The organism is Agrobacterium sp. 22-210-1 (genome assembly GCF_053522525.1).
This window is the reverse complement of record NZ_JBNWCI010000003.1, coordinates 465,523-490,092: the sequence shown is the minus strand read 5'-3', so window position 1 is coordinate 490,092 and position 24,570 is coordinate 465,523. Positions and strand designations below refer to the sequence as shown.

Here is a 24,570-nt window from a genome sequence, read left to right as displayed (position 1 = left end):
CGTTGTTCGTGCCAAGGCCGGGCGGCAGGCGCCCGATACTCAGCTCATCCAGTTGCCGCCGTCGACATTGTAAGTCTGGGCGACGATGTATTGTGCCTCATCGGAGGCAAGGAAGATCGCCATGCCGGTCAGATCCTCGGCACGGCCCATGCGGCCGAAGGGCACGGCCTCACCGACCAGCCGCTTCTTTTCCCCGGCGGGGCGGTTTTCATATTTCGCAAACAGCGCATCCACACCGTCCCAGTGCTCGCCATCGACCACGCCCGGCGCAATCGCATTGACGTTGATGCCATGCTTGATGAGATCGAGACCGGCCGATTGGGTGAGGCTGATGACGGCGGCCTTGGTGGCGCAATAGATCGCCACCAAGGCCTCGCCGCGCCGGCCCGCCTGGCTTGCCATGTTGATGATCTTGCCGCCTTTTCCCCGAGCGATCATTGTTTTTGCGGCGGCCTGCATCATGAACAGCGTGCCTGATACGTTGATCGAAAACAGCCGCTCGTAGCTCTCGCGTTTGATCTCGACAATCGGCGCGAGGTCGAAGAGCGCGGCATTGTTGATGAGGATATCGAGCCCACCGGTCTGGCCCTCAACCGTGCGGATGGCGGTGTCGATGGAATGCTGCTTGGTCACATCAAGTTCGACGGCATAGGCATTCTCGCCGATCTCGCGGGCGGTCTTGCTGGCGCGTTCGAAATCGATATCGGCAATGGCGACCGTTGCGCCCTCACGCAGATAGGCTTCTGCAAAGGCGCGGCCGATGCCACGCGCCGAGCCTGTTATCAGCGCGGATTTGCCTTCCAGTCTCCCCGTCATATCGCGATACCCTTGTCATCGAACCTGTGGATCTTGGTCTCGTCGGGCGTGATAAAGACGGTATCGCCATGCCTGCATTCGAACTCACCGTCAGTGCGGGCAGTGATCGGCCCGATGCCTGACACCTCGAGATGCAGGAAGGTATCCGATCCGAGATGTTCGGCGACGGTGACCTTGCCCTGCCACAGGCCGCTTTCTTTCGACAGCGCCAGATGCTCCGGTCGCACGCCGGCGGTGGTGGCGTTCTTGTTGCGGGCGAAGTCGCCGGTGATGAGGTTCATGCGCGGCGAGCCGATGAAGCCGGCGACGAAGAGGTTGGCGGGGGTGCGGTAAAGCTGCATCGGCGAGCCGACCTGCTCGATATTGCCGCGGTTGAGGACGACGATCTTGTCGGCCATGGTCATGGCTTCCACCTGGTCGTGGGTGACGTAGATCATCGTCGTCTTCAGCGTGTTGTGCAGTTCTGAGATTTCCAGCCGCATGGTGCCGCGCAGCGCCGCATCGAGGTTGGAGAGCGGCTCGTCGAACAGGAAGGCTTTCGGTTCACGCACGATGGCGCGGCCGATGGCGACACGCTGGCGCTGGCCGCCGGACAGCTGCGAGGGCCGGCGCTCGAGATAATCGGTGAGGTTCAGCACCCGGGCGGCATCCTCGACCTTCTTGTCGATCACCGCCTTGTCGAGCTTGGCCATCTTCAGCGGGAAGGCGATGTTGTTCCTGACACTCATATGCGGATAAAGCGCATAGGACTGGAACACCATGGCAAGACCGCGCTCGGCCGGCGCCTTTTCGGTGGCGTCATTGCCGTCGATGACGATCTTTCCGCCGGAGACGTCTTCCAGCCCGGCGATCAGCCGCAGAAGCGTGGACTTGCCGCAGCCGGAGGGGCCGACGAAGACGACGAACTCGCCGTCGTTGATATCGAGGTCGATCGACGGGATGACTTTCGCCTCACCGAAGAGCTTGGACACGTTCTGAAGGGAAATGCTGCCCATGTTTGTCGTTCCTTATTTCACGGCGCCAAAGGTCAGGCCACGCACGAGTTGTTTCTGCGAGAACCAGCCGATGACGAGAATGGGGGCGATCGCCATCATCGAGGCGGCCGAAAGTTTTGCCCAGAACAGCCCCTGCGGTGAGGAGAAGGAGGCGATGAAGGCCGTCAGCGGCGCGGCATTGGTGGTCGTCAGCCGGATAGTCCAGAAGGATTCGTTCCAGGCAAGAATGACGTTCAAAAGCAGCGTCGAGGCGATGCCGGGAACTGCCATTGGCGTCAGCACATGCACGATCTCGTTCCACAAGGATGCACCATCCATGCGGGCCGCTTCGAGAATCTCGCCGGGGATTTCCCGGAAATAGGTGTAAAGCATCCACACGACGATCGGCAGGTTGATGAAGGTGAGCATGACGGTCAGCCCGATGCGGGTATCGAGCAGGCCGGCATTGCGGAAGATCAGGTAGATCGGCACCAGCACGGCGACGGCCGGCATCATCTTGGTGGAGAGCATCCACATCAAAATGTCCTTGGTGCGCTTGGTTGGCGAGAAGGCCATGGCCCAGGCGGCGGGAATGGCGATGATCAGCGCGATGATCGTCGAGCCGAGCGACAGCACCACCGAGTTCATGAACGGCTTGAAGTAATCGCGCTGGGTCTGAACCGTCACGTAATTCTCAAGCGTGCCCGAGGGAATGAGGCTGAAGCCGGCGATTGCTTCCGGCTCGGTCTTGAGCGAGGTGAGGAAGGCATAGAGGATCGGGAAGAACAGCAGGAGCGCCACGGCCCAGGCCGCGATGGAAAAGCCGATCTTCGCACGTGTGGTTGTCTTGCGGGCCATGATGTTTCCCCTTTACCGGTCGAGGTTCTTGCCGACGGCGCGCATCAGGAAGATGGCGACGATATTGGCGAGGATGACGGCGATGATGCCGCCGGCCGATGCGCCGCCGACGTCGTAACCGAGAAGCGCGGTGCGATAGATGAGGAAGGCGAGGTTGGTCGAGGCATAACCCGGCCCGCCATTGGTGGTGACGAGGATTTCCGCATAAACGCCAAGCAGGAAGATTGTCTGGATCAGGATGACGACGGTGATGGCGCGCGACAGGTGCGGCAGGGTCAGATAGATGAAGCGGTTGAGGAAGTTGGCGCCATCCATCTCGGCCGCTTCCTTCTGCTCGCCATCGAGCGACTGCAGCGCCGTCAGCAGGATCAGCGTCGCGAACGGCAGCCATTGCCAGGCGACGATGATGATGATGGAGAGCAGCGGAAACTGCGCGAACCAGTCGACCGGCTGCAGACCGAAGAAGCGCGAGAGATCGGCGAGCACGCCGTAACCGGGATGCATGATCATGTTCTTCCACACCAATGCGGCCACCGGCGGCATGACGAAGAAGGGCGAGATGATCATGATGCGGACGATGCCCTGGCCGAAAATGTCATTATCGAGCAAAAGCGCAATGGCGATGCCGCCGATGACGGTGATCAGCAGCACGCCACCGACGATCAAAAGCGTGTTCCAGATCGACTGGAAGAAGGCCGGGTCGGTGTAGAAATATTGGTAATTGAACAGGCCGGCAAAGCTGACATTGGCCGGGTTGAGGAGATTGTAGTTCTGGAACGAGAACCACAGGGTCATCGCCAGAGGCACGATCATCCACACCAGCAATAACAGCACCGATGGCGCAAGCATCACCCGCGCAAGACCGCTCGTGTTTCGGGTTGCCATTACACTCACCTCCCCTTGGGCCGAGGCGTCACGACATGCGCCCGGCATATCCGGAAGAACCGGCTCATTCTTGTTTTGATTGAAAGGTATCAGAGCCGCCTGGCGGCTTTCCGACCCGGAGCATTCGCTGCCCGGCACTCAGGCCGGACAGCGATCTTCGGGAGGATTACTTGATGTAACCGGCGCGGGTCATTTCACGCGTCGCAGTCGACTGGGCGCCTGCAAGCGCATCATCAACGCTGGACTGGCCGGCAACGACCGCCGAGAACAGCTGACCGACCGTGGTGCCGAGCGCCTGGAATTCAGGGATCGCCACGAATTGTCCACCCGTATAAGGCACGGGCTTTACAGTCGGCTTGGTGATATCGGCGGCATCCATGGCGGCAAGCGTCGGCTTGGCGAAGGCGGCAGCCTTTTCATAGTCGGCATTCTTGTAAAGCGAGGTGCGGGTGCCGGGAGGCACGTTTGCCCAGCCTTCCTTGGAAGCGACGAGCGTGGTGTAGTCCTTGCTGGTTGCCCAGGAGATGAACTTTTCGGCGGCTTCCGCCTTCTGCGAGCTCTTCGGGATGGCAAGGTTCCAGGACCACAACCAGTTGCCGTGGTTCTTCAGTTCGCCATGCGTCGGGAAGAGCGCATAACCGACCTTGTCCGCAACGGTCGAATCCTTCGGGTTGGACACGAAGGAGGCAGCCACCGTGGCATCGATCCACATGCCGCATTTGCCCTGCTGGAACAGTGTCAGGTTTTCGTTGAAGCCGTTGGAGGAAGCGCCCGACGGACCGGCATCCTTCATCAGATCGACATAGAACTGCAGGGAGCTTTTCCACTCCGGCTGATCGAACTGCGGTTTCCAGTTCTCATCGAACCAGCGGCCACCGAAGGAGTTGGTGAGCGCGCTGATGAAGGCCATGTTTTCGCCCCAGCCAGCCTTGCCGCGCAGGCAGATGCCGTTGATATCGGCCTTGCGGTCGGTGATCTTGCGGGCGGCGTCGCCGATGAATTCCCAGGTCGGGCTATCCGGCATCTTCAGGCCAGCTTTTTCAAACAGGTCCTTGCGATACATGATCATGGCGGATTCGCCATAGAAGGGCGCAGCATAAAGCTTGCCTTCGCTGGAGAGGCCGCCGCGGATGGCCGGCAGAAGGTCATCCATGTCGTATTTGTCGCCAAGCTTTTCGAGCGGCAGCAGCCAGCCCTGCTTGGCCCAGATCGGCACTTCGTAGTTACCGATGGTCATGATGTCATATTGACCGCCATTGGTGGCGATATCGGTCGTCACGCGCTCGCGCAGGACGTTTTCCTCAAGCGTGACCCATTCGACCTTGATGTCGGGGTTCTTTGCCGTGAAGTCGGAGGTCAGCCCCTGCATGCGGATCATATCGCCGTTGTTGACGGTGGCGATGGTCAGCGTTTCGGCGGAAGCAAGGGTCGAAAGGGCGAGTGCCGAGCATGCGCCCAGCAAAATGGTCTTCAATGTCATATCTTCCTCCCAGAAGAAAAATGATGAGCATTCGCTTTGCTCTGGGGCATTTACTCACCTCATGAGCAAAAAAGTCAAGCGACATCCTGTGCTGCGGCGCACATGGAAAAATCAAACATCTGATTTTGTTGAATTAATTTTTGCTCAATGCGTGAGCAAATATTCACCTGTTGCTTCGTCGGTGATGAGGCCGTTCAAGAGACCGCCCCTCAGCGCCGCCAGAATCGAGGCGCTCTTGCGCGCACCCTGGGCCATACCGATGACCGTGCAGGTGTCTCTGGACGGGATGGGAACGGAGGCGACGCGCTCATTGACGGAGTGCTCGAGAATGCGGCCATTGGCATCATACATCCAGCCGCAAATCTCACCGACCGCCCCGCTTGCCATCAGCGCCTTCATCTCATCGACACCGAGGAAACCATCTACGCAGAGCGGTGCGTTTTCACCGAGTTCGCCGACGCCGACAAAGGTGACGTTGGCGGCGGACCCCAACGCCAGGGTAGAGCGCACCATGGACTGGTCATGCAGCAGTTCCCGCTCTTCCGCAGAGGAGCACAGAACCGGCAGCGGCATCGGAAAATGCCGCGCCTTGATGGCGTCGGCCATGCTGAAGATGACGTTGTAATAGGCAGCCGAGCCATCCGGCCCGATATTGCCTGTCAGCGACACGATGCGGTGCTGCGGGCACTCCATCGGAGGAAGCTGGTCCACGGCCGCCTTCAGCGTGCGGCCGGTGCCGATGGCGAGCACGATGGGATCGGCATTCTTCAGCCAGCGCTCGATTTCCGCCGCCCCTGCCTCGGCAATGCCGACAGTCGAGGAAGCACCCGCCGGATCGCTCGGCACCACCTCGATATATCTAAGGTCAAATTTTTGCTTCAGCCGTTCGGCCTTTTCGAGACAGGCGGCGATGGGATGATCGAGCCGGACCTTGATCAATCGCTCGGCTACGGCAAGCGACACCAGCCGCTGCGCCGATTGCCGGGATATGCCCATGGCGGCGGCGATCTCATCCTGCGTGCGGCCGGCAACATAATAAAGCCAGCCGGCGCGGGCCGCATCGTCCAGCCGTCCATGTGCGTCGTTTCGTCTGACCATGCCGCTGCCCTCTAGGAATTATGCTTGCGCATTTGCTGGCATTTTTTTGCGTCGGCTGTCAAACGGCGGGATGCGGGAGAGAGCGTGCGGCGGACTGAAAAATGCATTGGCACAACAATGCGGCGCGCTTCTTCTCCCCGAGGGGGAGAAGGTGGCCCGAAGGGTCGGATGAGGGGGAACCCTCTCCGAATAACGCTACCCTCGCCCCCTCATCCCGCTGCCGCGACCTTCTCCCCGGCGGGGAGAAGAAACAAGGGGTGACCACTCGATCCATTACCAGCCCTCAGCCCGAAGCCGACACTGCTCGTTCACGCCGCTTCCTGCACCAGATGGCCGGCCGAAACCTCGCGGTAATGGCGCTGCGGCGGAATATAATCCACCGGCCGGATCGGGCTTTTGATTTCGTCCGTCGCCATGTTGCGCCTGATCTGCCGCCGTGCCGGGTCGGGCACAGGAACGGCCGACATCAGTTTTTTCGTATAGGGGTGCTGCGGATTGTCGAAAACCGCCGCACGCGGGCCGATCTCGACGATCTCGCCGAGATACATCACCGCCACACGATGGCTGACGCGTTCCACCACCGCCATATCATGGCTGATGAACAGGAAAGCGAGGTTGAGACTCTGTTGCAGATCGAGCAGCAGGTTGCAGACCTGCGCCTTGATCGACACATCGAGCGCCGAAACCGCCTCGTCGGCGACAATCACCTTGGGGTCGAGCATCAGCGAGCGGGCGATGGCGATGCGCTGGCGCTGGCCGCCGGAAAATTCATGCGGGAAGCGCCGCATCATATCCGGGCTGAGGCCCACCTTTTCCATCAGATCCGCCGCCTTTTCACGCGCCTGCGGCTTTGTTCCCAGCCGGTGCTCTATGAAAGGTTCCATGATCGCCGTGCCGATGCTCATGCGCGGATCGAGCGAGGCGAAGGGGTCCTGGAAGATCATCTGCACGCTGCGGCGCATGGTGCGCAGCGTCGTCTTGTCGAGTTTCAGCACCTCGTAACCGTCGAGCGTCACATTCCCGGAGGTAGGCTCGATCAGCCGGGTGATGGAGCGGCCCGTGGTGGACTTGCCGCAACCCGATTCGCCCACGAGAGACAGGGTCTCACCCTCGGCGAGATCGAAGGAAACCTTTTCCACCGCATGCACGGCGCCGGATTTGCGACCGAAAAGGCCGGAGCGGATATCGAAGCGGGTCGTCAGATCCTTGACCGAGAGAATGGGCGTGCGGCCGCCGGAAACCGTGTCCTTCACCTCCGCGACAGGCTGGCTTTCGCCGGTCTTGATATCGATGATTGGGAAACGGGCCGGCAGCACCCGTTCCTTCATCGAGCCGAGCTTCGGCACGGCTGAAAGCAAAGCGCGCGTGTAAGGATGGCGGCCGCGATGGAAGATGTCGTCGGTGCTGCCGGTTTCCACCACATCGCCGCGGAACATGACGATGGTGCGGTCCGAGACTTCCGCCACCACGCCCATATCATGGGTGATGAACAGGACGGACATGCCCTCCTCTTCCTGAAGCGTCTTGATGAGGTCGAGAATCTGGCCCTGAATCGTCACGTCGAGCGCCGTTGTCGGCTCGTCGGCAATCAGCAGCTTCGGTTTGGAGGCGAGCGCCATGGCGATCATCACGCGCTGGCGCATTCCGCCGGAAAACTGGTGCGGATAATCGTCGAAACGGTTCTTCGCATTGGGAATGCGGACCTTTTCCAGCAGGCGTATGACCTCGGCCTTGGCGGCCGATGAAGAAATATCCTGATGCACGGTCAGCGCTTCAGCGATCTGCTTGCCGATCGGGAAGATCGGATTGAGGCTGGTCATCGGCTCCTGGAAGATCATCGAAATGTCTTTTCCGCGAACCTTGCGCATCTCCTCTTCCGGCAGCGCCAGGAGATTGCGCCCACCGAGCATGACGCTGCCCTCGATCTGGCTCGTTTTTTTATCGAGGAGCCGCATGATGGAGAGCGAGGTGACGCTTTTGCCCGAGCCGCTCTCGCCGACGATCGCCACCGTCTCGCGCGGCGCGATCTCGAAACTCATATTGCGCACCACGGATTTCCAGCCGCCGTCGACGCGGAAGGAAGTAGTGAGATTCTGAACCGATAAAACCGGGCTGACTGAACCGCCGGTCTGTTCCATTGATGTTGCCGCCAAAAGCATGCCGATCTCCTGAAAAGCAGAAGGCGGCCACGCGGGCCGCCGGATGTCTTACGCAGCAAGTGCCTTTTCGGCCATCGAGACCCAGTAGCTGATGCCGTAAGGCAGCGCATCGTCGTTGAAATCATAGGCCGCATTGTGCAGCCCGGCGGTATCGCCATTGCCGATGAAGATGAAGGCGCCGGGGCGCGCTTCGAGCATATAGGAGAAATCCTCCGCCCCCATATGCGGGTTGGGATTGGTGTTGACGGCGTTGGCACCGGCCACACCCATCGCCACGCCGGTCGCGAATTCGGTTTCGTCATTGTGGTTGAAGGTGACGGGATAACCGCGATGATATTTCACCTCCACGGTGGCGCCATGCGCCATGGCCGTGGCGGTCGCCACTTCCTTCAGGCGCTTTTCGGCGAAATCGCGGGTTTCCGGAAGCAAGGTGCGCACCGTTCCCGTCAGCGTCACCGCACCGGGAATGACATTGACGGCGGTGCCGCCATGGGTGGTGGCGACGGTGACGACGAGCGATTTCAGCGGGTCCGTCTCCCGCGAGACGATGGATTGCAGGGCGATGATGATATGAGCAGAGGTTAGAACCGGATCGATGGAAAGATGCGGTGCGGCCGCATGGCTGCCCTTGCCGGTGATGACGATTTCGAAACTATCCGCCGCCGCCATGGTCGAGCCCTTGCGGATGGCGAATTGGCCGACGGGAATGCCGGGCTCATTATGCATGCCATAGACCTGCGAAATGCCGAATTTTTCCATCATGCCGTCGTTCAGCATGGCAAGTGCCCCTGCCCCGCCCTCTTCCGCCGGCTGGAAGATGACCGCGACGGAACCCTTGAAATTGCGGGTTTCGGCCAGATATTGCGCAGCACCCAGAAGCATGGCGGTATGCCCGTCATGGCCGCAGGAATGGGCCTTGCCAGGGATTTTCGAAGCCCAAGGCTTGCCGCTGGTCTCGAGGATCGGCAGCGCGTCCATGTCGGAACGGAAACCGATTGTCGGGCCGTCGCCGCGCCGCCCCTTGATGATGCCGACCACGCCGGTCTTGCCGATGCCGGTCTCGACCACGTCGCAGCCGAAGGATGTCAGTTTTTCGGCCACGAACTTCGATGTTTCGTAGACATCGTAAAGCAGCTCCGGGTGTTCATGCAGATGGCGCCTCCAGCCGGCAACGTCTTCCTGCATTTCGGCCACACGGTTCAATATCGGCATTCTCTTTTTCCCTTTTTTTGTTCCCCGCCGGGTTGTCGGGAACCATATTGCGTTTGGAATTTCTACTTTTGCAAGTCTGAATTTTGCTGCATGGGCGAAAAATAGGCCAAGAGACGAATGGCTCAAATTTTGTTCATCAATAAAAGTTTGGGGCTTGCTTTTCAAAAAAACTGACAATAGCATCATCGGGAATGGAGGAATATTCCTTAGCAAAGTCAAATACTTATAAAAATAGACCTTGCACATGACGACGGGAAAAGCGTCAAACATTCAAATAGATAAAATCTAAAAAGGGGAAAACCACAATGAAGAAGCGCAGCGTTCTCTTTGCCAGCACGGTGGCGGCCATGGCCTTGGCAGGCTCTGCCGCCCATGCCGAGCGCGGCAGTGACGGCGAACTGAAAATCCTGTTCTGGCAGGCCGTATCGACCCTCAATCCCTATCTTTCCGCAGGCACCAAGGAAGTCTACAGCTCGTCCATGGTGATCGAACCGCTGGCGCGCTACGATGAAAAGGGCGAGCTGGTGCCGATGCTGGTGAGCGAAATCCCGACGGTCGACAATGGCGGCGTCGCGAAGGATCTGCTCAGCATGACCTGGAAGCTGAAGAGCGACGTCAAATGGTCGGACGGCACGCCGCTGACCGCCGATGACGTCATCTTCACCTGGAAATATTGCACCGCGCCGGATGGCGGCTGCGCGCAGGCGGCTCAATATGAGGGCGTGAAGAATGTCGAGGCCGTCGACGCCCATACCGTCAAGGTCAGCTTCACCGAACAGAAACCCTACCCCTATTCCGCCTTCGTCGGCGCACAATCCCCCGTCATCCAGAAGAAGCAGTTTGAGAAATGCGTCGGGGCCGCCGCCCCTGGCTGCACATCCGCCAATTTCGGCCCCATCGGCACCGGCCCCTTCGTGGTCAAGGATTTCAAGCCGAACGACGTCATCAGCTTCGTCGCCAATACCAATTATCGCGATCCGGCCAAGCCCGCTTTCGCAACGGTAACCCTGAAGGGCGGCGGCGATGCGGCTTCCGCTGCGCGTGCCGTTCTTGAAACGGGCGAATTCGATTACGCCTGGAACATGCAGGTGGAGCCGGAAATTCTGGCCACTATGGTGGCCGCCGGCAAGGGCAAGCTGGAAACCGCCTTCGGCACCCAGGTCGAGCGTATCAATCTCAACTGGTACAATGCCGATCCCGCCTTGGGTGACAAGCGCTCCACCAAGGAGGGCGGCCCGCATCCGGCCATTTCCGATCCGGCCGTGCGCCGGGCGCTGTCGCTTGCGATCGACCGCGACATCATCGATGAGACGGGCTATGGCGAAGCGGGCAAGCCGACCTGCAACATCGTGCCGGCCCCGGAAGCAGTCGCTTCCACCAAGAATGACAGCTGGTGCCTGAAACAGGATGTCGAAGGTGCAAACAAGCTGTTGGATGATGCCGGCTGGGTGAAGGGATCCGACGGCATCCGCGCCAAGAACGGCGTGAAGCTGTCCTTCCTCTACCAGACCTCAACCAACTCTGTTCGCCAGGCGGCGCAGGAACTGGTGAAGGACATGTGGTCGCAGATCGGCGTTGCTTCCGAGCTGCGCAATGTCAGCGCCTCGGTGTTCTTCGGCGGCGACCCGGCAAGCCCCGATACCTTCCAGAAATTTTATGCCGACGTCGAAATGTATACCAACAACTTCGACGGCACGGACCCGGAAAAATATCTGGCGGAATGGCTGTGCGACAAGATCCCCACCCCCGCCAATGGCTGGCAGGGACAGAATGTTCCGCGTTATTGCAACCCGGAATTCGACAAGCTGGTGAACGTGCTTTCCAAAACGACGGACTTTGCCAAGCGCGGGGAAATCGCCAAGCAGCTGAACGACATGCTGACGGAGGAAGGTGCGCATATTCCGCTCATTCATCGCGGCAACGTGTCCTCGCATTCGTTGACGCTGGAAGGCGTTCGCATGAACGCCTGGGATTCGGAACTCTGGAACGTCGCGGACTGGTCCCGCAAGAAGTAACACGCAGATGCGCCGGCTCCCCGACAAGGGGGCCGGCCTTTTGCATGCCCCTGGACCATGATCTGAAGACACATTTGCAGCGTCACGGCGAAGATGCTCTCAATTTTCGTCCTGCCGCGCTCTGAGTCTGGAGAGTTTCAGATGTTTGCCTTTACGCTCCGGCGGCTTGCCTTTGCCGTACCGACGTTGCTCGTCATCAGCTTCGTCATTTTCGCCCTGCTCGATCTCGCGCCCAACGACCCCACTGGCGACCTGCCGCTGACCATTCCGCCCGAAGTGCGTGAGCAGATCCGCGCCTCCCTCGGCCTCGACCAGCCGTTTCTCATCCGCTACCTGCTCTGGTTGCAGCAGTTCTTCATCAACGAACCGTTGAACCTTTTCGAAAAACTGACCGGCTGGCAGATCGGTGATGGCAACCGCATGCGTGTGCTGTCCTGGGCGACACGCAGCCCGGTGGTCGATCTCGTCATCCAGCGCATGCCGCAGACGCTGTGGGTGGTGGGCCTTGCCTATCTGTTCGGGGCGCTGCTGGCGATCCCGATCGGCGTCATCTCCGCCTATAAGCAATATTCGATCTTCGACCAGATCGGCACCTTCGTTTCGATGGTCGGCTATTCGGTGCCGACCTTCTTCACCGGCGTGCTGCTGGTCGTCATCTTCAGCTCCTACCTGCAATGGTTCCCTTCCGTCTATGACACCAATCTGCAGGTGACCGACTGGGGAAGTTTCGTCGCGCAGATCAAACAGATGTTCCTGCCGGTTCTGGTGCTGACGCTCTACAACGTCTCGCAGATCAGCCGCTTCGTGCGCGCCTCCATGCTCGACAATCTGCATCAGGATTATGTGCGCACCGCCCGTGCCAAGGGCGTGAAGGAAAAATCCGTTCTGCTCGTCCACGTGCTGCGCAACAGCCTTATTCCGGTCGTGACCGTGATTGCGCTCGGCGTGCCGACGATCTTTTCAGGCGCCATCATCACCGAGCAGATTTTCCGCGTAAACGGGCTTGGCCAATTGCTGATAACAGCCGTTCAGGGCGCGGATATTCCGCTGGTGCAGACTCTGACCTTCATTTTCGCGGTGCTTATCGTGCTCTTCAACCTGATTGCCGACGTGCTGTACGGCATTCTCGACCCGAGGATCCGCTATGACTGACGCCACCATCGCAGCGCCAACGGTTGCGGCCACCCCCACGCAATCCGCCCTTGCCGATATCTGGAAGCAGTTCCGCGTTCACAAGGGCGGTGTGGCGGGCCTCTTCGTCTTCATCTTCATCCTGCTGGCGGTCTATGTCGGGCCCTATATCCACACCGTCGCACCCAACGCCATCAATGTGAGGGAACGCAACCAGTGGCCATCATGGGCGCATCCCTTCGGCACCGATAATCTCGGCAAGGACATGCTGGCGCAGGTTCTGGCCGGCGGGCGCATCTCGCTTGCCGTCGGCATCACCGCCATGCTGCTGGCGCTGTTTCTCGGTACGCTGGTGGGAGTGCTGTCAGGCTATTTCCGAAATCTGGACGGTCCGCTGATGCGGCTGACCGACCTGTTCCTGGCCCTGCCGCTTTTGCCGCTGCTGCTCGTCATCCTGATGCTGTTCCGCGATACGCTGCGTGCGGCCTTCGGGCCGGAAACCGGCATCTTCATCCTCATCGTCTTCGTGATCGGCATAACCAGCTGGATGCATACCGCCCGTATCGTGCGCGGCGATGTGCTGACGATCAAAAGCCAGGAATTCATCATGGCGGCGAAATCGAGCGGCATGCGCGAATACCGCATCATCCTCAGGCATATCCTGCCGAATGTGCTGAGTTCGATCATGGTCTCGGCCACGCTCGGCATCGCCTCGGCCATCATCACGGAATCCGCACTCTCCTTCCTCGGCCTCGGCTTCCCCTCCGATTTCCCGACCTGGGGGCGGCTGCTGTTCGACGGCGCCAACTTCCTGCAACTGACACCCTCGCGCGTGCTGTGGCCGGGGCTGGCGATTTCACTGACCGTTCTGAGTGTGAATTACATCGGTGACGCCGTGCGCGATGCGCTCGATCCAAGGGCGCTGAAGAGCTAAGAAGACGCGCGGCGCATTCCCGGGCCGCGCTTACCGTCATCAATGATAATTCACCTTTTCCGCATCGAGAATGCTGTCCGCATCCAGCGCGGCAATCGGAATATCGCTGCGCGCCGGAATATCACCGGAAAGCTGAAGCGCGAGATAACGGCCGCAGCAGACCCGCAGGAACGAGGTGAAATTGCCGAGATCGTGCCCGGCATCGATCGATTCATTATAAAGCTTGGCGATGAGCTGCACGCTGTTCATGCCATCGCGGCGCGCGATCTCATCCAGCGTTGTCCAGAAGAAATTTTCAAGCCGCACACTCGTGACCATGCCATCGATCCTGAGCGACCTTGTATGGCTTTCCCAGAGCGCAGGGTCTGCCTTGATGAAAAGCTTGCACATGGTCTCCTCCCTCGCCACGCCTGAAAGATAGGCGGAAAACGGGGCCTGCAAAAGCCCCGTTCGCCACAGCTTATTTGCCGAGCACCGCCATGAATTGCGAAAGCCATGCCGGATGAGCCGGCCATGCGGGCGCCGTCACCAGCTTGCCGTCGGTAACGGCCGCATCGATGGCGATATCGGCATAGGTGCCGCCCGCCAGTTCCACCTCCGGGCGGCAGGCGGGATAGGCCGAGCAGGTGCGGCCCTTCAGGACGCCCGCAGCCGCGAGCAATTGCGCGCCATGGCAAACGGCGGCCACCGGCTTGTCGGCCTCGAAGAAATGTTTCACCGCCGAGAGCACATCCGCATTCAGCCGCAGATATTCCGGCGCGCGGCCGCCCGGAATGACCAGCGCATCGTAATCCGCAACCCTGATATCGGCGAAGGTGGCGTTGAGCGCGAAATTATGGCCGCGTTTTTCCGAATAGGTCTGGTCGCCCTCGAAATCATGGATGGCCGTGGCAATGGTCTGGCCCGTCTTCTTGCCGGGGCAGACGGCGTGCACCGTGTGGCCGACCGCAGCCAAGGTCTGGAACGGCACCATGGTCTCATAGTCCTCGGCGAAATCGCCGGTGATCATCAATATCTTCTTCGGCATGCGTGCTCCTCCCGTTCTTGAATGCCTTTTGGCACCCTAACAGGCCGGGTGGAGATGCGGGTATTATGGCAATACTACAAGGCCGAGAAAGACGGCATCACCGGCTCCTCGGCGGCTCCGGCCAGCGCCGCACACCGCCGCCCCAATCCTCGAAGGCTTTGGACAGTTTGAGAACAAACAGGTCTTCGTAGCGCGGACCGACGATCTGCAAGCCGATGGGCATCCCTGATTTGGAGAAACCGCAATTGATCGAGGATGCCGGCTGCTCCGACATATTCCACGGCACCGTGAAGGCGATGTGTTCGAAAGGCCGTTCGGGGTCGTTTGTGGGCGAGGCCCAGTCGGCCGGATAGGAGACGATGGGATTGACGGGTGAAATCACCGCATCAACGGACTGCATCAACCGCCCGCAGGTCTTACGCATTTCCATGGTCTGGTTGAAACCGAACACGGCGCGCGCGCCGGAAATATCCGCCCCCTTCTGCGCCCATTCATGAATATAGGGAAGGATTGCGGCACGGCGGTCCGCGCTCAGCGCCGCCATGTCACCCCAGAACTTCGCCCGCCAGAAATCGTCCAGCCCATCCAGCATTTCCCGCGTCAGCACCGGCTCGACCGGGATGACGATGGCGCCAGCCGCCTCGAACAGTTTCGCAGCGGAGAGCACGGCGTCGCGCACCTCATCTTCCAGTGGCAGGCCGCAGCCTGCATCCAGCATCAGGCCGATTTTCAGGCCCTTCACATTAATATCGAGGTTCATCCAGTTGATATCATTGGGCGGCAGCGCCGTGCCATCGCGCCAGTCGGGACGCGAAAGCGTCGCCATCGCATAGGCGGCGTCGAGGACGGTGCGGGTCATCGGCCCGGCGCAGCGGCCGGTATAATAAGGATCGACCGGGATACGGCCCTGGCTTGGCTTGAAACCGAACAGGCCGGTCCAGCCCGCCGGCAACCGCACCGAGCCGCCAATATCCGTGCCGATATGCAGCGTACCATAACCCGCAGCCCCTGCCGAGGCCGCACCGGCGCTGGAGCCGCCGGGGTTCTGGGTGGGGTCCCACGGATTGCGGCTGAGCTTGTGGAAACTGGAAAGGCCGGAGGAAAGCATGCCGTAATCCGGGCAGGTCGTCTTGGCGTAAATAATCACGCCATCCTCACGGCAGCGGGCGGCAACCGGTGCGTCTTCAACCGCGGGCACCAGTTCCACCGCTTTGGTGCCGAGCGGTACCGGATGGCCTTTCGTAGCGATCAATTCCTTCAACGAGACCGGAATGCCATCGAGAGCCCCGAGCGTTTCGCACTTTTGCCAACGTTCCGTCGAGGCCAGCGCCTGCCTGCGTGCATCCTCCGGATCGTAAGCGTAAAGCGCGTTCACGACAGGCTCGAAAGCATCGATACGCGCCTCCACCGCCTGCCAATATTCCGATGGCGAAAGCTTCCTGTCCCGGTAAAGCGCCAGGATTTCGAGCGTGTTGAGGTCTATGAGATCGGTCATGGCATCGTCTCGTCAGAAAAACAGGAAATAAGGGAGATATCGGCTTGAAACGGTCAGCTGGTATCGCGCGGGTCCAGCAGGTCGCGCAGGCCGTCGCCGAGGAGATTGAGGCCGAAGACGGCAAGGGCAATCGCAAGGCCGGGCATGATGGCGAGCCAGGGCGCGGTGCCAAGATAGGTCTGGGCATCGGCCAGCATCCGCCCCCAGGTGGCGGCGGGTGGCGGCATGCCGAGACCGAGGAAGGAAAGGCCCGCTTCCGTCAATATCGCAAGACCCAGCTGGATCGTCACCTGCACGATGATCTGGTTGGAAATATTCGGCACGACATGAAAGAGCGTTATCCTGGCGCGGTTCTGGCCGATGCTGGTGGCGGCGGTGACATATTCCCGCGACCATATCTGCAACGCCGCCCCCAGCGTCAGCCGGGCAAAGACCGGCACCATGAAGGCGGCGATGGCGATGATGGCGGTAAAACGGCCCGTGCCGATGAAGGCGCCAAGCATCATGGCCGACAGGATCGGCGGAACGGCAAAGATGATATCGCAGATACGCATCACCACGGTTTCGGTGAAACCGCGCAGCGCCGCGACGGCAACGCCGATGGTCGTGCCGATAAAGGCGCCGATGGTGACGGCGGCGATGGAGGTGGACAGCGAGTTCCACGCACCGGCCATCAGCATCGACAACACGTCGCGGCCGAAATGGTCCGTGCCAAGACCGCCATAGACAAAGGGAGATTTCAGCTTCTGGACGATCTGCATCTTTGTGGGGGACACCGGCGTCCAGACCAGCGACAGCAGGGCAACGGCGACCAGAAAGACCGTAACGGCGATGCCGACGATGAAAGCGGGGCGGCGGCGGAGCAATCGCATCATCGCGCACCTGCCCGCAGTCTCGGATCGATAAAGAGATAGGCGATATCGACCACGAAATTCATGGTGATGACGAGCGCCGAGAAGAACAGCACGACGGACTGCATGACGACGATATCCCGCTGGGTCAGCGCCTGATAGGCAAGCCGTCCGAGACCCGGCAGGTTAAAGACATTTTCCACCAGCACCGCACCGGCAATGAGGAAGGTGAATTGCAGGCCGATCATGGTGACGACGGGGATCATCGCATTCGGCACCGCATGCCGCCACAGCGCCACCCGTTCGCTCAGGCCCTTGGCGCGCGCGGTGCGCACAAAATCCTCATTCATCACTTCCAGTACCGCCGAGCGGCAGACGCGGGTAAGGACACCGGCCTGCGACAACGCGAGGGCGATTGCCGGAAGGACCAGAGCGGTGAAACCTGCCAGAAAGCTAGGCGTCCAGCCGGGAAAGCCGCCAGCCGGCATCCAGCCGAGCGTGGTGGAAAAGACGATGATGAGCAGCAGCCCGACCCAGAAACCGGGCACGGCGATACCCACATGCGAAAACAGCCCGGCTGCGAAATCGACCGGCCCGTTGCGGCTTCTCGCAGCCGCCACACCAAGCGGAATGGCAATAGCGACCGAAAGGCACACCGCCAGCAGCGCAAGCGGCAGGGTGACGGCAAGCCGCTCGAGAATCAGCCCAGCCACCGGCACGCCATAGGTATAGGATTGCCCGAGATCGCCCCGGAAGACGCCCGCAAGCCAGTGGAGATAACGCAGCGGCAGCGGCTGATCGAGGCCCATCTGCTTCTGCAGGGCGGCCAGCGTATCGGGGCTCGCCGAAGTGCCGAGCATGATGGCCGCAGGGTCACCCGGCAAGAGCCCCATGACGAGATAGATGATGAGGGAAACGGCAAACAGGGTGATGACGAGGCTTAAAAGACGCCGGATGAGGACGGCTAACATCTGGCATCTTCTCCTTGCTTTGTTTCACCTGCGGTCGAAGGTCCAGTTATCTCTCTCCCGTCATTCCGGCCCTGAGCCGGAATCCAGCCGACGCGCGTCTGCGCGGCGGAGAGAACCCTTTCAGCCCAAGGACTTGGGCTGGCTGGATGCCGGATCAAGTCCGGCATGACGGAAGAAACGGCTATCGACAAACGTCACTCTTCCCAATGCACGTCCGTCAGCACATTCGACGGAATTGGCTCGTTTTCCCAAAGCCCCTTCACCTTCCTGTCCCACACGCCAAGCTTCGGCATCACGAAAAGGAACAGTGCCGGCACGTCGTCGGCGAGAATTTTCTGGGCTTCGCCGTAGAGCTTTTCCTGCTCCCCAGCATCCGCCGTCTTTTCGACATTCGCCACGACCTCGTTGAAGGCCGGGTTCTTGTAATTGAAGTAATAGGGGTCACGCGCATAGATATCGATATCCATCGGCTCGGCATGGGCAATGATGGTCATGTCGTAATCCGCACCTTTCAAGACATCCGCCACCCATTTTGCCGGGAATTCGGTGGTTTCGATGGTCATCGTCACGCCTATTTCGGCAAACATGGCCTGCAGTATCTGCGAGGTGCGCTGGGAATAAGCCATCTGCGGCGCCTTGATGGTGAAGCTGAACCCATCCGGATAGCCTGCCTCGGCAAGCAGCGCCTTCGACTTGTCGATATCGAAAGGATGCACGCCGGTGGTGTCGATATAGCCGCGGTCATTCGGGGTGTAATGGCTGCCAATGGCCGTGCCGAAGCCGGACCAGGCGCCTTCAATGACAGTGCCGCGATCCACCGCCATCATCAGCGCCTGGCGCACGCGCTTGTCGTCAAAGGGCTTGCGGGCATTGTTCATGCCGGCCACGACCTTCAACTCGGTATTGCCGACGAATGTGCCGAGGCGCGCATCGCCATCGAAGGAGGTCATCAGTTCCGGTGCGCCGAATTCCGGGAAGGCATCGATATCGCCGGATTTCAGCGCGGCGGCCTGCGCCTGCGGGTCGGACACAAAACGGAAGGTTGCCTTCTCCAGCTTCACCGCGACCGCCTTGTCCCAATAGGCGCCGTTCTTCTGCAACTCCACCTTGTCACCCTTGGCCCAGCTCGCAAATTTGAACGGGCCGGTGCCGACAGGTGTGGTGCGGTTATTCTCCGCGCTTTTCGGCGCCACCATCACGGAGGCAGGCCAGCCGAGCCAGTAGAGAAGGCTGCCGGCCGGCTGCTTCAGCTTCAGCACCAGCGTTGTGGCATCCGGCGTCTCGATACTGTCAATGGCGGCGAAGAAGCGTTTCTGCGGATTGACCGAGCTTTCACCCCGCGCCCGATCCAGCGAAAATTTCGCGACAGCGGAATCGAAGGCCTCACCATCATGGAAGGTCACGCCCTTGCGCAGCTTGAACGTATAGGTCTTGCCATCAGGGGAAATTTCCCAGCTTTCGGCAAGCTGCGGCTTCACCTTGCCTTCGCTGTCGATCTTCACCAGACCTTCGAAGACATTCTGCCAGGTGACCTGACCGATGGCGACGGGCGCGGCAATGGTCGGATCGAGACCGGCCGGCTCGACGGCCATGCCAAGCGTCAGCGCGGTTTTCGGCGCGGCTTCGGCAACCGTTGCCGAAAGCGGCAGAGAGAGAGCCGTGCCCAATGCAAGGCTCAGCGCGGTACGGCGCGAAAGCGTTGCCGCCTGCGAAAGATAAGTGCGTGGCATCATTGTCCCCTGTCTGGCGGCCGGGGCATTTTTGCCCTTCCAAAGACCACCCGTTGCAAAAAGAGTGTCATGTTGCAGGCGCACACACAATCTCGATTTTTGTGTGCTCCGTGTAGCTGAAATGGCTACACGGAAATGCGGATGGAAATCAACCTCTCGGACAGAGACATGGGACTGCCCGCTTACCCCGCCGTCGCCTCGCGCATGAAGCGCTCGATGAAATCAGCAAGCTTGGAAGCGGCGAAGGACAATTGCCGGTCAGGAGCAACACAGAGATCGATCTGGGTGTGGATGCCCTTCTTGCCGGCAAGGGGTATGGCGACCATCTGGCCACTGCGGATTTCACGCGCGACCGAAAGCGCCGGCAGCAGCGTGGCGGCGGCGTGGCCCAGCACCAGCTCCTTCAGCATTTCCAGCGAGCTGGTGATGAAGACGGGATCGAGTTCGATGCCCGCATCGGCAAACAGCGTGTCGAAGGCCAGACGCGCGGCAAAACTCTTGTCCGGCAGGGCGAGCGGCAGGCTGGCCAGCTCCTTCAACGAGACTTCCGGCTGGGCCGCGAGCGCATGGCCGGCCGGAAAGATGACATCATAGCTGATACGGGTGCGCGAGCGCACTTTCACGCCGGAAACCTTTGGCGCGAACAGGCTGACCACCAGATCGGCCTCCGCCGCGCCCAGCGCCTCCATAGCTTGGCGGGCGCTGGTGATATGTACCTCGAAACGCAGTTTCGGATATTTGAGGCTGAACTGCGCCAGCACCGGCGCAAGAAGATTGGCCACGGTTGCGCCATTGGCATAGACCGTGACCCGGCCGCGTTGCAGCCCCTTCAGGTCATCGATCAGTTGATGCACATGGTCCAGCTCGCGCAGCGTCTTGCCGGCGCGGGCGGCGAGCAGCTCTCCCGCAGCGGTCAGTTTCACACCGCGGCTGGAACGCTCCACCAGCGGTGAGCCGAAATAATATTCGAGATTCTCGATCTGGCGGCTCACCGCTGTCGGCGCGACATTCAGGTTTTCCGCAGCTGCGCGCATGGAATTGGTGCGGACCAGCTCGTCGAAATACATCAATGCGCGCAGTTGCATGTGGTGGATACCTTGTTCGGGTGGGCAGGTGTGAGGGCTCACCATATCATCGCAGCGTCGCGAGAAAATACCTCACCCAGGAAGATCGCTCGTGAAAGCAAAGCACACCGCTTGTTTCTTCTCCCCGCCGGGGAGAAGTCCGCGGCAGCAGGATGAGGGGCGACAGCAGAGATATACGGAGAGCTTGCCCCCTCATCTGCCCCTTCGGGGCATCTTCTCCCCCTCGGGGAGAAGAAACCTCTTGCCCATCAAAAAGCGCCATCACGCGCGCTTAAAACCCTCGCTCGCCACCAGCAGCTGCCTCGTATAATCCGCACTGAATTCGCGGCTTTCCAGCGCCTCCGCCTCCAGCATTTCCACCACCTTGCCGCTTTTCATCACCGCCAGCCTATCACACATATGGCTGATGACGCCGAGATCGTGGCTAACCATGACGAAGGTGAGGTTACGGTCCTTGCGGGCCTGTTCGAGCAGGTTGAGAATTTCCGCCTGAATGGAAGCGTCGAGCGCCGAGGTCGGCTCATCCAGCAGCAGGATTTTCGGCTCGACAATCAGCGCACGCGCAATGGCGATACGTTGCCGCTGGCCGCCGGAAAGCTGGTGCGAATAACGGAAACGGAAGCCGGTGCCGAGGCCCACCTCGTCCAATGCCCGGGCAATGCGCTGCTCGCGATTATCCAGACCGTGGATGACCAGCGGTTCGAGCAGCAGCGCATCCACCGTCTGGCGCGGGTGAAGCGAGCCATAGGGATCCTGAAACACCATCTGCACATCGCTATAAAAGCTCTTGTCGCGGTGCTTGCCGGCATAGGAGCGCCCGGCCACCATCAAGGAGCCTTCATCGAAATGGTTGAGGCCGGCAATGGCGCGCAGCAGTGTCGACTTGCCGGAACCGGACTCGCCGACGATGCCGAATGATTCACCCTCGGCCACATCGATGCTGACGCTGTCGAGCGCGATGTAACCGTCGAAATCCACCACCATGTCGCGGACAGAAAGAACTGAACTCATGCGCGCCACTCCGGCTTGCGTTCCAGAACCGGCAGCGGATGCCGGTGGCCGCCGATTTCCGGCAGGCAGTTCAGCAGGCCCTGCGTATAGGGGTGCTTCGCCTCCTTCAGATTGGCGGAAGCAAGCTCTTCCACCACCTTGCCGGCATACATGACAAGGACGCGGTCGCAGAAGGAAGAGACGAGGCGCAGATCGTGGCTGACGAAGATCAGCCCCATGCCGCGATCCCGTACCAGCTTGTCGAGAATGTCGAGCACTTCCAGTTGGACCGTCACGTCGAGCGCCGAAGTCGGTTCGTCGGCGATCAGAAGCTCCGGGCCGCAGACCAGCATCATGGCAATCATGACACGTTGGCCCATGCCACCGGATACCTCATGCGGATATAGATCGAACACGCGCTCGGGATCGCGGATTTGCACTGACTCCAGCATGGTGAGCGTTCGCTGCCGCGCCGCGCCTGCGCCGATATTCTCGTGGGTGCGCAGCGTTTCCATGATCTGGCGGCCGATTGTCATGACAGGGTTCAGCGAATATTTCGGGTCCTGCAGGATCATGGCCATGCGCTTGCCGCGCATGAGTCGCCTTTCCTTCGCCGAAGCGTTGAGAAGATCGATATCCCCGAAGCGCAGGGCATCGGCCTCGATGCGCGCACTTTTCGGGGTCAGCCCCATGATGGCGCGGCCGGTCTGCGACTTGCCGGAGCCGGATTCACCGACAATGCCGAGGCGTTCGCGTCCCAGCGTGAAGGAGACACCACGTACCGCCTCCACCAGCCCGGTGCGGGTGGGGAAGGAAACGCGCAGGTTCTCGACAGTCAGAAGCGGTGCGCTCATTGGTTCGCCTCCTTGGGGTCCAGCGCATCGCGCAGGCCATCGCCCAGAAGGTTGAAACCGAGGCTGACGATCAGGATCGCAATACCCGGCATGGCGGCAACCCACCATTGATCGAGAATGAAACGGCGTCCGGAGGCGATCATCGCGCCCCATTCCGGCAGAGGCGGCTGCGCACCAAGGCCGAGAAAACCGAGACCGGCGGCGGTGAGGATGATGCCCGCCATGTCGAGCGTAACACGCACGATGAGCGACGACATGCAAAGCGGCATGACGTGTTTCAGGACGATGCGGAAGGGCGAGGCCCCCATGAGCTTCACCGCGGCGATGAAATCTGAGTTGCGGAAGGTCATGGTCTCGGCGCGCGCGATGCGCGCATAGGGCGGCCATGAGGTGACCGCGATGGCGAGCACGGCGTTTTCAATGCCCGGCCCAAGTGCGGCCACCAGCGCCAGCGCCAGAACCAGCTTCGGAAAGGCAAGGAAGATATCCGTGATGCGCATCAGAACGGCATCGACCCAGCCGCCGGCATAACCCGAGACGGTGCCGACGATGAGCCCGATGGGTGCCGCGATGATGGCCACCAGCAGCACGACGAAGAGGGTCAGCCGGGAGCCATGAATGAGACGCGAGAGAATATCACGCCCCTGATCATCCGTGCCGAGCACGTAACCTTCCGTCCCCGGAGGCAGAAGCCGGGCATTGCGCAGGTCGCCCTGCACCGGATTGTGTGGCGCCAGCACATTGGCAAACAGCGCGACGAACAGCAGCGCAACAATGATGCCGAGGCCGAGCAGCGCCAGCCGGTTTTCCGAAAAGCGCCGCCAGATGACATAGGCCCGGCCAAGGCGCGCCTGTTTGCGCGAGGCCGGCCGGTCGGAGAGCAGCCATTCGCGGCTGTAAGGTTTCAGTGTGTCAGTCGAAATCGTCATCGGCTGCGCGTCCTTGGATCGAGCGTCCGGTAAAGCAGATCGGAGAAGAGATTGATGCCGACAAAGATGGCGCCGATCACGATCGTGCCGCCGAGAACGGCATTCATATCCGCATTCTGCAGGGAATTGGTGATGTAGAGGCCGAGCCCCGGCCAGGCGAAGATGGTTTCGGTCAGCACCGAACCTTCCAGCAGGCCGGCATAGGACAGCGCAATCACCGTGACCAGCGGCACGGCGGCGTTGCGCAGCGCGTGGAACCAGATGATGCGGGTTTCCGAAAGCCCCTTGGCGCGGGCCGCAACGATATATTCCTGGGCGAGCTCGTTCAGCATGAAGGAGCGCGTCATGCGGCTGATATAGGCCAGCGAAAAATAACCAAGCAGAGAGGCAGGCAGGATGATGTGGCGGAAGAGATCCCACAAGACGTCCCATTGCCGCTGCCAGATCGCGTCGATCAGGAAAAAGCCCGTGACCGGCGTGAAGGTGAATTCATAGACGATATCCATGCGGCCGGGATAAGCAACCCATTGCAGCCGGGCGTAAAACACCAGCAGCGCCAGAAGGCCGAGCCAGAAGATCGGCACGGAATAACCGATGAGGCCGATGACGCGCACGACCTGATCGGCAAAGCTGCCGCGCTTGACGGCGGCAAGGACGCCTAGCGGTATGCCGAAGACGGCACCGATGATGGTGCCTATCGTGGCCAGCTCAATCGTCGCCGGAAACACCCGCTTGATGTCCTCCATGACAGGATTGGTGGTGAGGACGGAGATGCCGAAGTCTCCCGAAAGCGCCTGCTTCAGATAAAGGAAGAACTGCTGCCAGAGCGGCAGGTTGAGGCCGAGCTGCTCACGCACCCGCTCGACCACATGCGCAGGCGCACGGTCGCCGACGATCGCCAGCGCGGGATCGATCGGCACGACGCGGCCAATGAAAAATGTGACCGCCATCAACCCCAGAAAGGTGGTGATGACGGTGACGGCGAAGCCGAGAACGGCCTTCACACGGGCGTTGGCACGGCGTTTGCCCTGCCTCGCCCGGCTGTTCGTTTCAACGATGCTCAAGAGACCGATCCT

The 24,570-nt window shown here is 60.5% G+C and carries 22 protein-coding genes; 3 read left to right on the top strand and 19 right to left on the bottom strand.

Annotated features, from left to right (window positions below; genetic code table 11):
• Positions 1–39: 39 nt before the first annotated feature.
• The 8 genes from ACQZ5F_RS20560 to ACQZ5F_RS20525 form a co-directional block, all read right to left on the bottom strand.
• Positions 40–816 (bottom strand): L-iditol 2-dehydrogenase, encoded by a 777-nt coding sequence (locus ACQZ5F_RS20560; protein ID WP_448730862.1) that lies wholly within the window; start codon positions 814–816, stop codon positions 40–42.
• Positions 813–1,811: an ABC transporter ATP-binding protein gene (locus ACQZ5F_RS20555; protein ID WP_448730861.1), complete on the bottom strand. Its 999-nt coding sequence runs from the start codon at positions 1,809–1,811 to the stop codon at positions 813–815. The genes ACQZ5F_RS20560 and ACQZ5F_RS20555 overlap by 4 nt, the downstream gene beginning before the upstream one ends.
• Positions 1,812–1,823: 12 nt before the next feature.
• Positions 1,824–2,648, bottom strand: coding sequence for a carbohydrate ABC transporter permease (locus ACQZ5F_RS20550; RefSeq protein WP_225337895.1), 825 nt, complete (start codon positions 2,646–2,648; stop codon positions 1,824–1,826).
• 12 nt (positions 2,649–2,660) lie between these two features.
• Positions 2,661–3,533, bottom strand: coding sequence for a carbohydrate ABC transporter permease (locus ACQZ5F_RS20545; protein ID WP_052820838.1), 873 nt, complete (start codon positions 3,531–3,533; stop codon positions 2,661–2,663).
• Between the two features lie 166 nt (positions 3,534–3,699).
• On the bottom strand, positions 3,700–5,013 hold the full coding sequence (locus ACQZ5F_RS20540) for an ABC transporter substrate-binding protein (RefSeq protein WP_052819290.1): 1,314 nt from the start codon (positions 5,011–5,013) through the stop codon (positions 3,700–3,702).
• Between the two features lie 144 nt (positions 5,014–5,157).
• Positions 5,158–6,111 carry a sugar-binding transcriptional regulator gene (locus ACQZ5F_RS20535; RefSeq protein WP_448730860.1) on the bottom strand — a complete coding sequence of 318 codons (954 nt, stop codon included), beginning with the start codon at positions 6,109–6,111 and terminating at the stop codon, positions 5,158–5,160.
• Positions 6,112–6,419: 308 nt separating this feature from the next.
• The gene (locus ACQZ5F_RS20530; protein ID WP_448730859.1) at positions 6,420–8,270 is read right to left on the bottom strand and encodes an ABC transporter ATP-binding protein; all 1,851 of its coding nucleotides are present in this window, start codon (positions 8,268–8,270) and stop codon (positions 6,420–6,422) included.
• A 48-nt stretch (positions 8,271–8,318) separates the two neighbouring features.
• The gene (locus ACQZ5F_RS20525) at positions 8,319–9,482 is read right to left on the bottom strand and encodes a M20 aminoacylase family protein (protein ID WP_448730858.1); all 1,164 of its coding nucleotides are present in this window, start codon (positions 9,480–9,482) and stop codon (positions 8,319–8,321) included.
• Positions 9,483–9,787: 305 nt separating this feature from the next.
• On the opposite strand from ACQZ5F_RS20525, the gene ACQZ5F_RS20520 reads away from it, so the two are divergent.
• The 3 genes from ACQZ5F_RS20520 (at position 9,788) to ACQZ5F_RS20510 (ending at position 13,562) form a co-directional block, all read left to right on the top strand.
• On the top strand, positions 9,788–11,497 hold the full coding sequence (locus ACQZ5F_RS20520; protein WP_448730857.1) for a peptide ABC transporter substrate-binding protein: 1,710 nt from the start codon (positions 9,788–9,790) through the stop codon (positions 11,495–11,497).
• Positions 11,498–11,638: 141 nt separating this feature from the next.
• Positions 11,639–12,649: an ABC transporter permease gene (locus ACQZ5F_RS20515; RefSeq protein ID WP_052819285.1), complete on the top strand. Its 1,011-nt coding sequence runs from the start codon at positions 11,639–11,641 to the stop codon at positions 12,647–12,649.
• Entirely contained in the window at positions 12,642–13,562 is a 921-nt protein-coding gene (locus ACQZ5F_RS20510) for an ABC transporter permease (RefSeq protein ID WP_046800899.1), read from the top strand. The genes ACQZ5F_RS20515 and ACQZ5F_RS20510 overlap by 8 nt, the downstream gene beginning before the upstream one ends.
• 39 nt (positions 13,563–13,601) lie before the next feature.
• Here the strand turns inward: ACQZ5F_RS20510 and ACQZ5F_RS20505 are convergent, their stop codons facing one another.
• The 11 genes from ACQZ5F_RS20505 to ACQZ5F_RS20455 all read right to left on the bottom strand — a co-directional run bounded on the left by ACQZ5F_RS20505 (position 13,602) and on the right by ACQZ5F_RS20455 (position 24,558).
• A complete protein-coding gene (locus ACQZ5F_RS20505) occupies positions 13,602–13,952 on the bottom strand; it encodes a ribbon-helix-helix domain-containing protein (RefSeq protein ID WP_003504781.1) in 351 nt (116 codons plus the stop codon).
• Between the two features lie 70 nt (positions 13,953–14,022).
• Positions 14,023–14,589, bottom strand: a complete 567-nt coding sequence (locus ACQZ5F_RS20500; RefSeq protein ID WP_448730856.1) for a DJ-1/PfpI family protein — start codon at positions 14,587–14,589, stop codon at positions 14,023–14,025.
• A 97-nt stretch (positions 14,590–14,686) separates the two neighbouring features.
• On the bottom strand, positions 14,687–16,084 hold the full coding sequence (locus ACQZ5F_RS20495; protein WP_448730855.1) for an amidase: 1,398 nt from the start codon (positions 16,082–16,084) through the stop codon (positions 14,687–14,689).
• Between the two features lie 53 nt (positions 16,085–16,137).
• The gene (locus ACQZ5F_RS20490) at positions 16,138–16,959 is read right to left on the bottom strand and encodes an ABC transporter permease (protein WP_448730854.1); all 822 of its coding nucleotides are present in this window, start codon (positions 16,957–16,959) and stop codon (positions 16,138–16,140) included.
• A complete protein-coding gene (locus ACQZ5F_RS20485) occupies positions 16,956–17,906 on the bottom strand; it encodes an ABC transporter permease (RefSeq protein ID WP_225244640.1) in 951 nt (316 codons plus the stop codon). Before ACQZ5F_RS20485 ends, ACQZ5F_RS20490 begins: the two co-directional genes overlap by 4 nt.
• 194 nt (positions 17,907–18,100) lie before the next feature.
• Positions 18,101–19,636 carry an ABC transporter substrate-binding protein gene (locus ACQZ5F_RS20480; RefSeq protein WP_448730853.1) on the bottom strand — a complete coding sequence of 512 codons (1,536 nt, stop codon included), beginning with the start codon at positions 19,634–19,636 and terminating at the stop codon, positions 18,101–18,103.
• Positions 19,637–19,818: 182 nt separating this feature from the next.
• The gene (locus ACQZ5F_RS20475) at positions 19,819–20,721 is read right to left on the bottom strand and encodes a LysR family transcriptional regulator (protein ID WP_448730852.1); all 903 of its coding nucleotides are present in this window, start codon (positions 20,719–20,721) and stop codon (positions 19,819–19,821) included.
• A gap of 261 nt (positions 20,722–20,982) precedes the next feature.
• Positions 20,983–21,732 carry an ABC transporter ATP-binding protein gene (locus tag ACQZ5F_RS20470; RefSeq protein ID WP_046800907.1) on the bottom strand — a complete coding sequence of 250 codons (750 nt, stop codon included), beginning with the start codon at positions 21,730–21,732 and terminating at the stop codon, positions 20,983–20,985.
• On the bottom strand, positions 21,729–22,565 hold the full coding sequence (locus tag ACQZ5F_RS20465; RefSeq protein WP_046800908.1) for an ABC transporter ATP-binding protein: 837 nt from the start codon (positions 22,563–22,565) through the stop codon (positions 21,729–21,731). The genes ACQZ5F_RS20470 and ACQZ5F_RS20465 overlap by 4 nt, the downstream gene beginning before the upstream one ends.
• Positions 22,562–23,494, bottom strand: a complete 933-nt coding sequence (locus tag ACQZ5F_RS20460; RefSeq protein WP_137087751.1) for an ABC transporter permease — start codon at positions 23,492–23,494, stop codon at positions 22,562–22,564. The genes ACQZ5F_RS20465 and ACQZ5F_RS20460 overlap by 4 nt, the downstream gene beginning before the upstream one ends.
• On the bottom strand, positions 23,491–24,558 hold the full coding sequence (locus ACQZ5F_RS20455; protein WP_003499026.1) for an ABC transporter permease: 1,068 nt from the start codon (positions 24,556–24,558) through the stop codon (positions 23,491–23,493). Before ACQZ5F_RS20455 ends, ACQZ5F_RS20460 begins: the two co-directional genes overlap by 4 nt.
• Between the last annotated feature and the right edge of the window lie 12 nt (positions 24,559–24,570).

What these genes read in the sequence shown, in the direction of transcription:
- ACQZ5F_RS20560 (WP_448730862.1), bottom strand. Translation starts at nt 816, where the DNA reads ATGACGGGGAGACTGGAAGGCAAATCCGCGCTGATAACAGGCTCGGCG.
- ACQZ5F_RS20555 (WP_448730861.1), bottom strand. Translation starts at nt 1,811, where the DNA reads ATGGGCAGCATTTCCCTTCAGAACGTGTCCAAGCTCTTCGGTGAGGCG.
- ACQZ5F_RS20550 (WP_225337895.1), bottom strand. Translation starts at nt 2,648, where the DNA reads ATGGCCCGCAAGACAACCACACGTGCGAAGATCGGCTTTTCCATCGCG.
- ACQZ5F_RS20545 (WP_052820838.1), bottom strand. Translation starts at nt 3,533, where the DNA reads ATGGCAACCCGAAACACGAGCGGTCTTGCGCGGGTGATGCTTGCGCCA.
- ACQZ5F_RS20540 (WP_052819290.1), bottom strand. Translation starts at nt 5,013, where the DNA reads ATGACATTGAAGACCATTTTGCTGGGCGCATGCTCGGCACTCGCCCTT.
- ACQZ5F_RS20535 (WP_448730860.1), bottom strand. Translation starts at nt 6,111, where the DNA reads ATGGTCAGACGAAACGACGCACATGGACGGCTGGACGATGCGGCCCGC.
- ACQZ5F_RS20530 (WP_448730859.1), bottom strand. Translation starts at nt 8,270, where the DNA reads ATGCTTTTGGCGGCAACATCAATGGAACAGACCGGCGGTTCAGTCAGC.
- ACQZ5F_RS20525 (WP_448730858.1), bottom strand. Translation starts at nt 9,482, where the DNA reads ATGCCGATATTGAACCGTGTGGCCGAAATGCAGGAAGACGTTGCCGGC.
- ACQZ5F_RS20520 (WP_448730857.1), top strand. Translation starts at nt 9,788, where the DNA reads ATGAAGAAGCGCAGCGTTCTCTTTGCCAGCACGGTGGCGGCCATGGCC.
- ACQZ5F_RS20515 (WP_052819285.1), top strand. Translation starts at nt 11,639, where the DNA reads ATGTTTGCCTTTACGCTCCGGCGGCTTGCCTTTGCCGTACCGACGTTG.
- ACQZ5F_RS20510 (WP_046800899.1), top strand. Translation starts at nt 12,642, where the DNA reads ATGACTGACGCCACCATCGCAGCGCCAACGGTTGCGGCCACCCCCACG.
- ACQZ5F_RS20505 (WP_003504781.1), bottom strand. Translation starts at nt 13,952, where the DNA reads ATGTGCAAGCTTTTCATCAAGGCAGACCCTGCGCTCTGGGAAAGCCAT.
- ACQZ5F_RS20500 (WP_448730856.1), bottom strand. Translation starts at nt 14,589, where the DNA reads ATGCCGAAGAAGATATTGATGATCACCGGCGATTTCGCCGAGGACTAT.
- ACQZ5F_RS20495 (WP_448730855.1), bottom strand. Translation starts at nt 16,084, where the DNA reads ATGACCGATCTCATAGACCTCAACACGCTCGAAATCCTGGCGCTTTAC.
- ACQZ5F_RS20490 (WP_448730854.1), bottom strand. Translation starts at nt 16,959, where the DNA reads ATGATGCGATTGCTCCGCCGCCGCCCCGCTTTCATCGTCGGCATCGCC.
- ACQZ5F_RS20485 (WP_225244640.1), bottom strand. Translation starts at nt 17,906, where the DNA reads ATGTTAGCCGTCCTCATCCGGCGTCTTTTAAGCCTCGTCATCACCCTG.
- ACQZ5F_RS20480 (WP_448730853.1), bottom strand. Translation starts at nt 19,636, where the DNA reads ATGCCACGCACTTATCTTTCGCAGGCGGCAACGCTTTCGCGCCGTACC.
- ACQZ5F_RS20475 (WP_448730852.1), bottom strand. Translation starts at nt 20,721, where the DNA reads ATGCAACTGCGCGCATTGATGTATTTCGACGAGCTGGTCCGCACCAAT.
- ACQZ5F_RS20470 (WP_046800907.1), bottom strand. Translation starts at nt 21,732, where the DNA reads ATGAGTTCAGTTCTTTCTGTCCGCGACATGGTGGTGGATTTCGACGGT.
- ACQZ5F_RS20465 (WP_046800908.1), bottom strand. Translation starts at nt 22,565, where the DNA reads ATGAGCGCACCGCTTCTGACTGTCGAGAACCTGCGCGTTTCCTTCCCC.
- ACQZ5F_RS20460 (WP_137087751.1), bottom strand. Translation starts at nt 23,494, where the DNA reads ATGACGATTTCGACTGACACACTGAAACCTTACAGCCGCGAATGGCTG.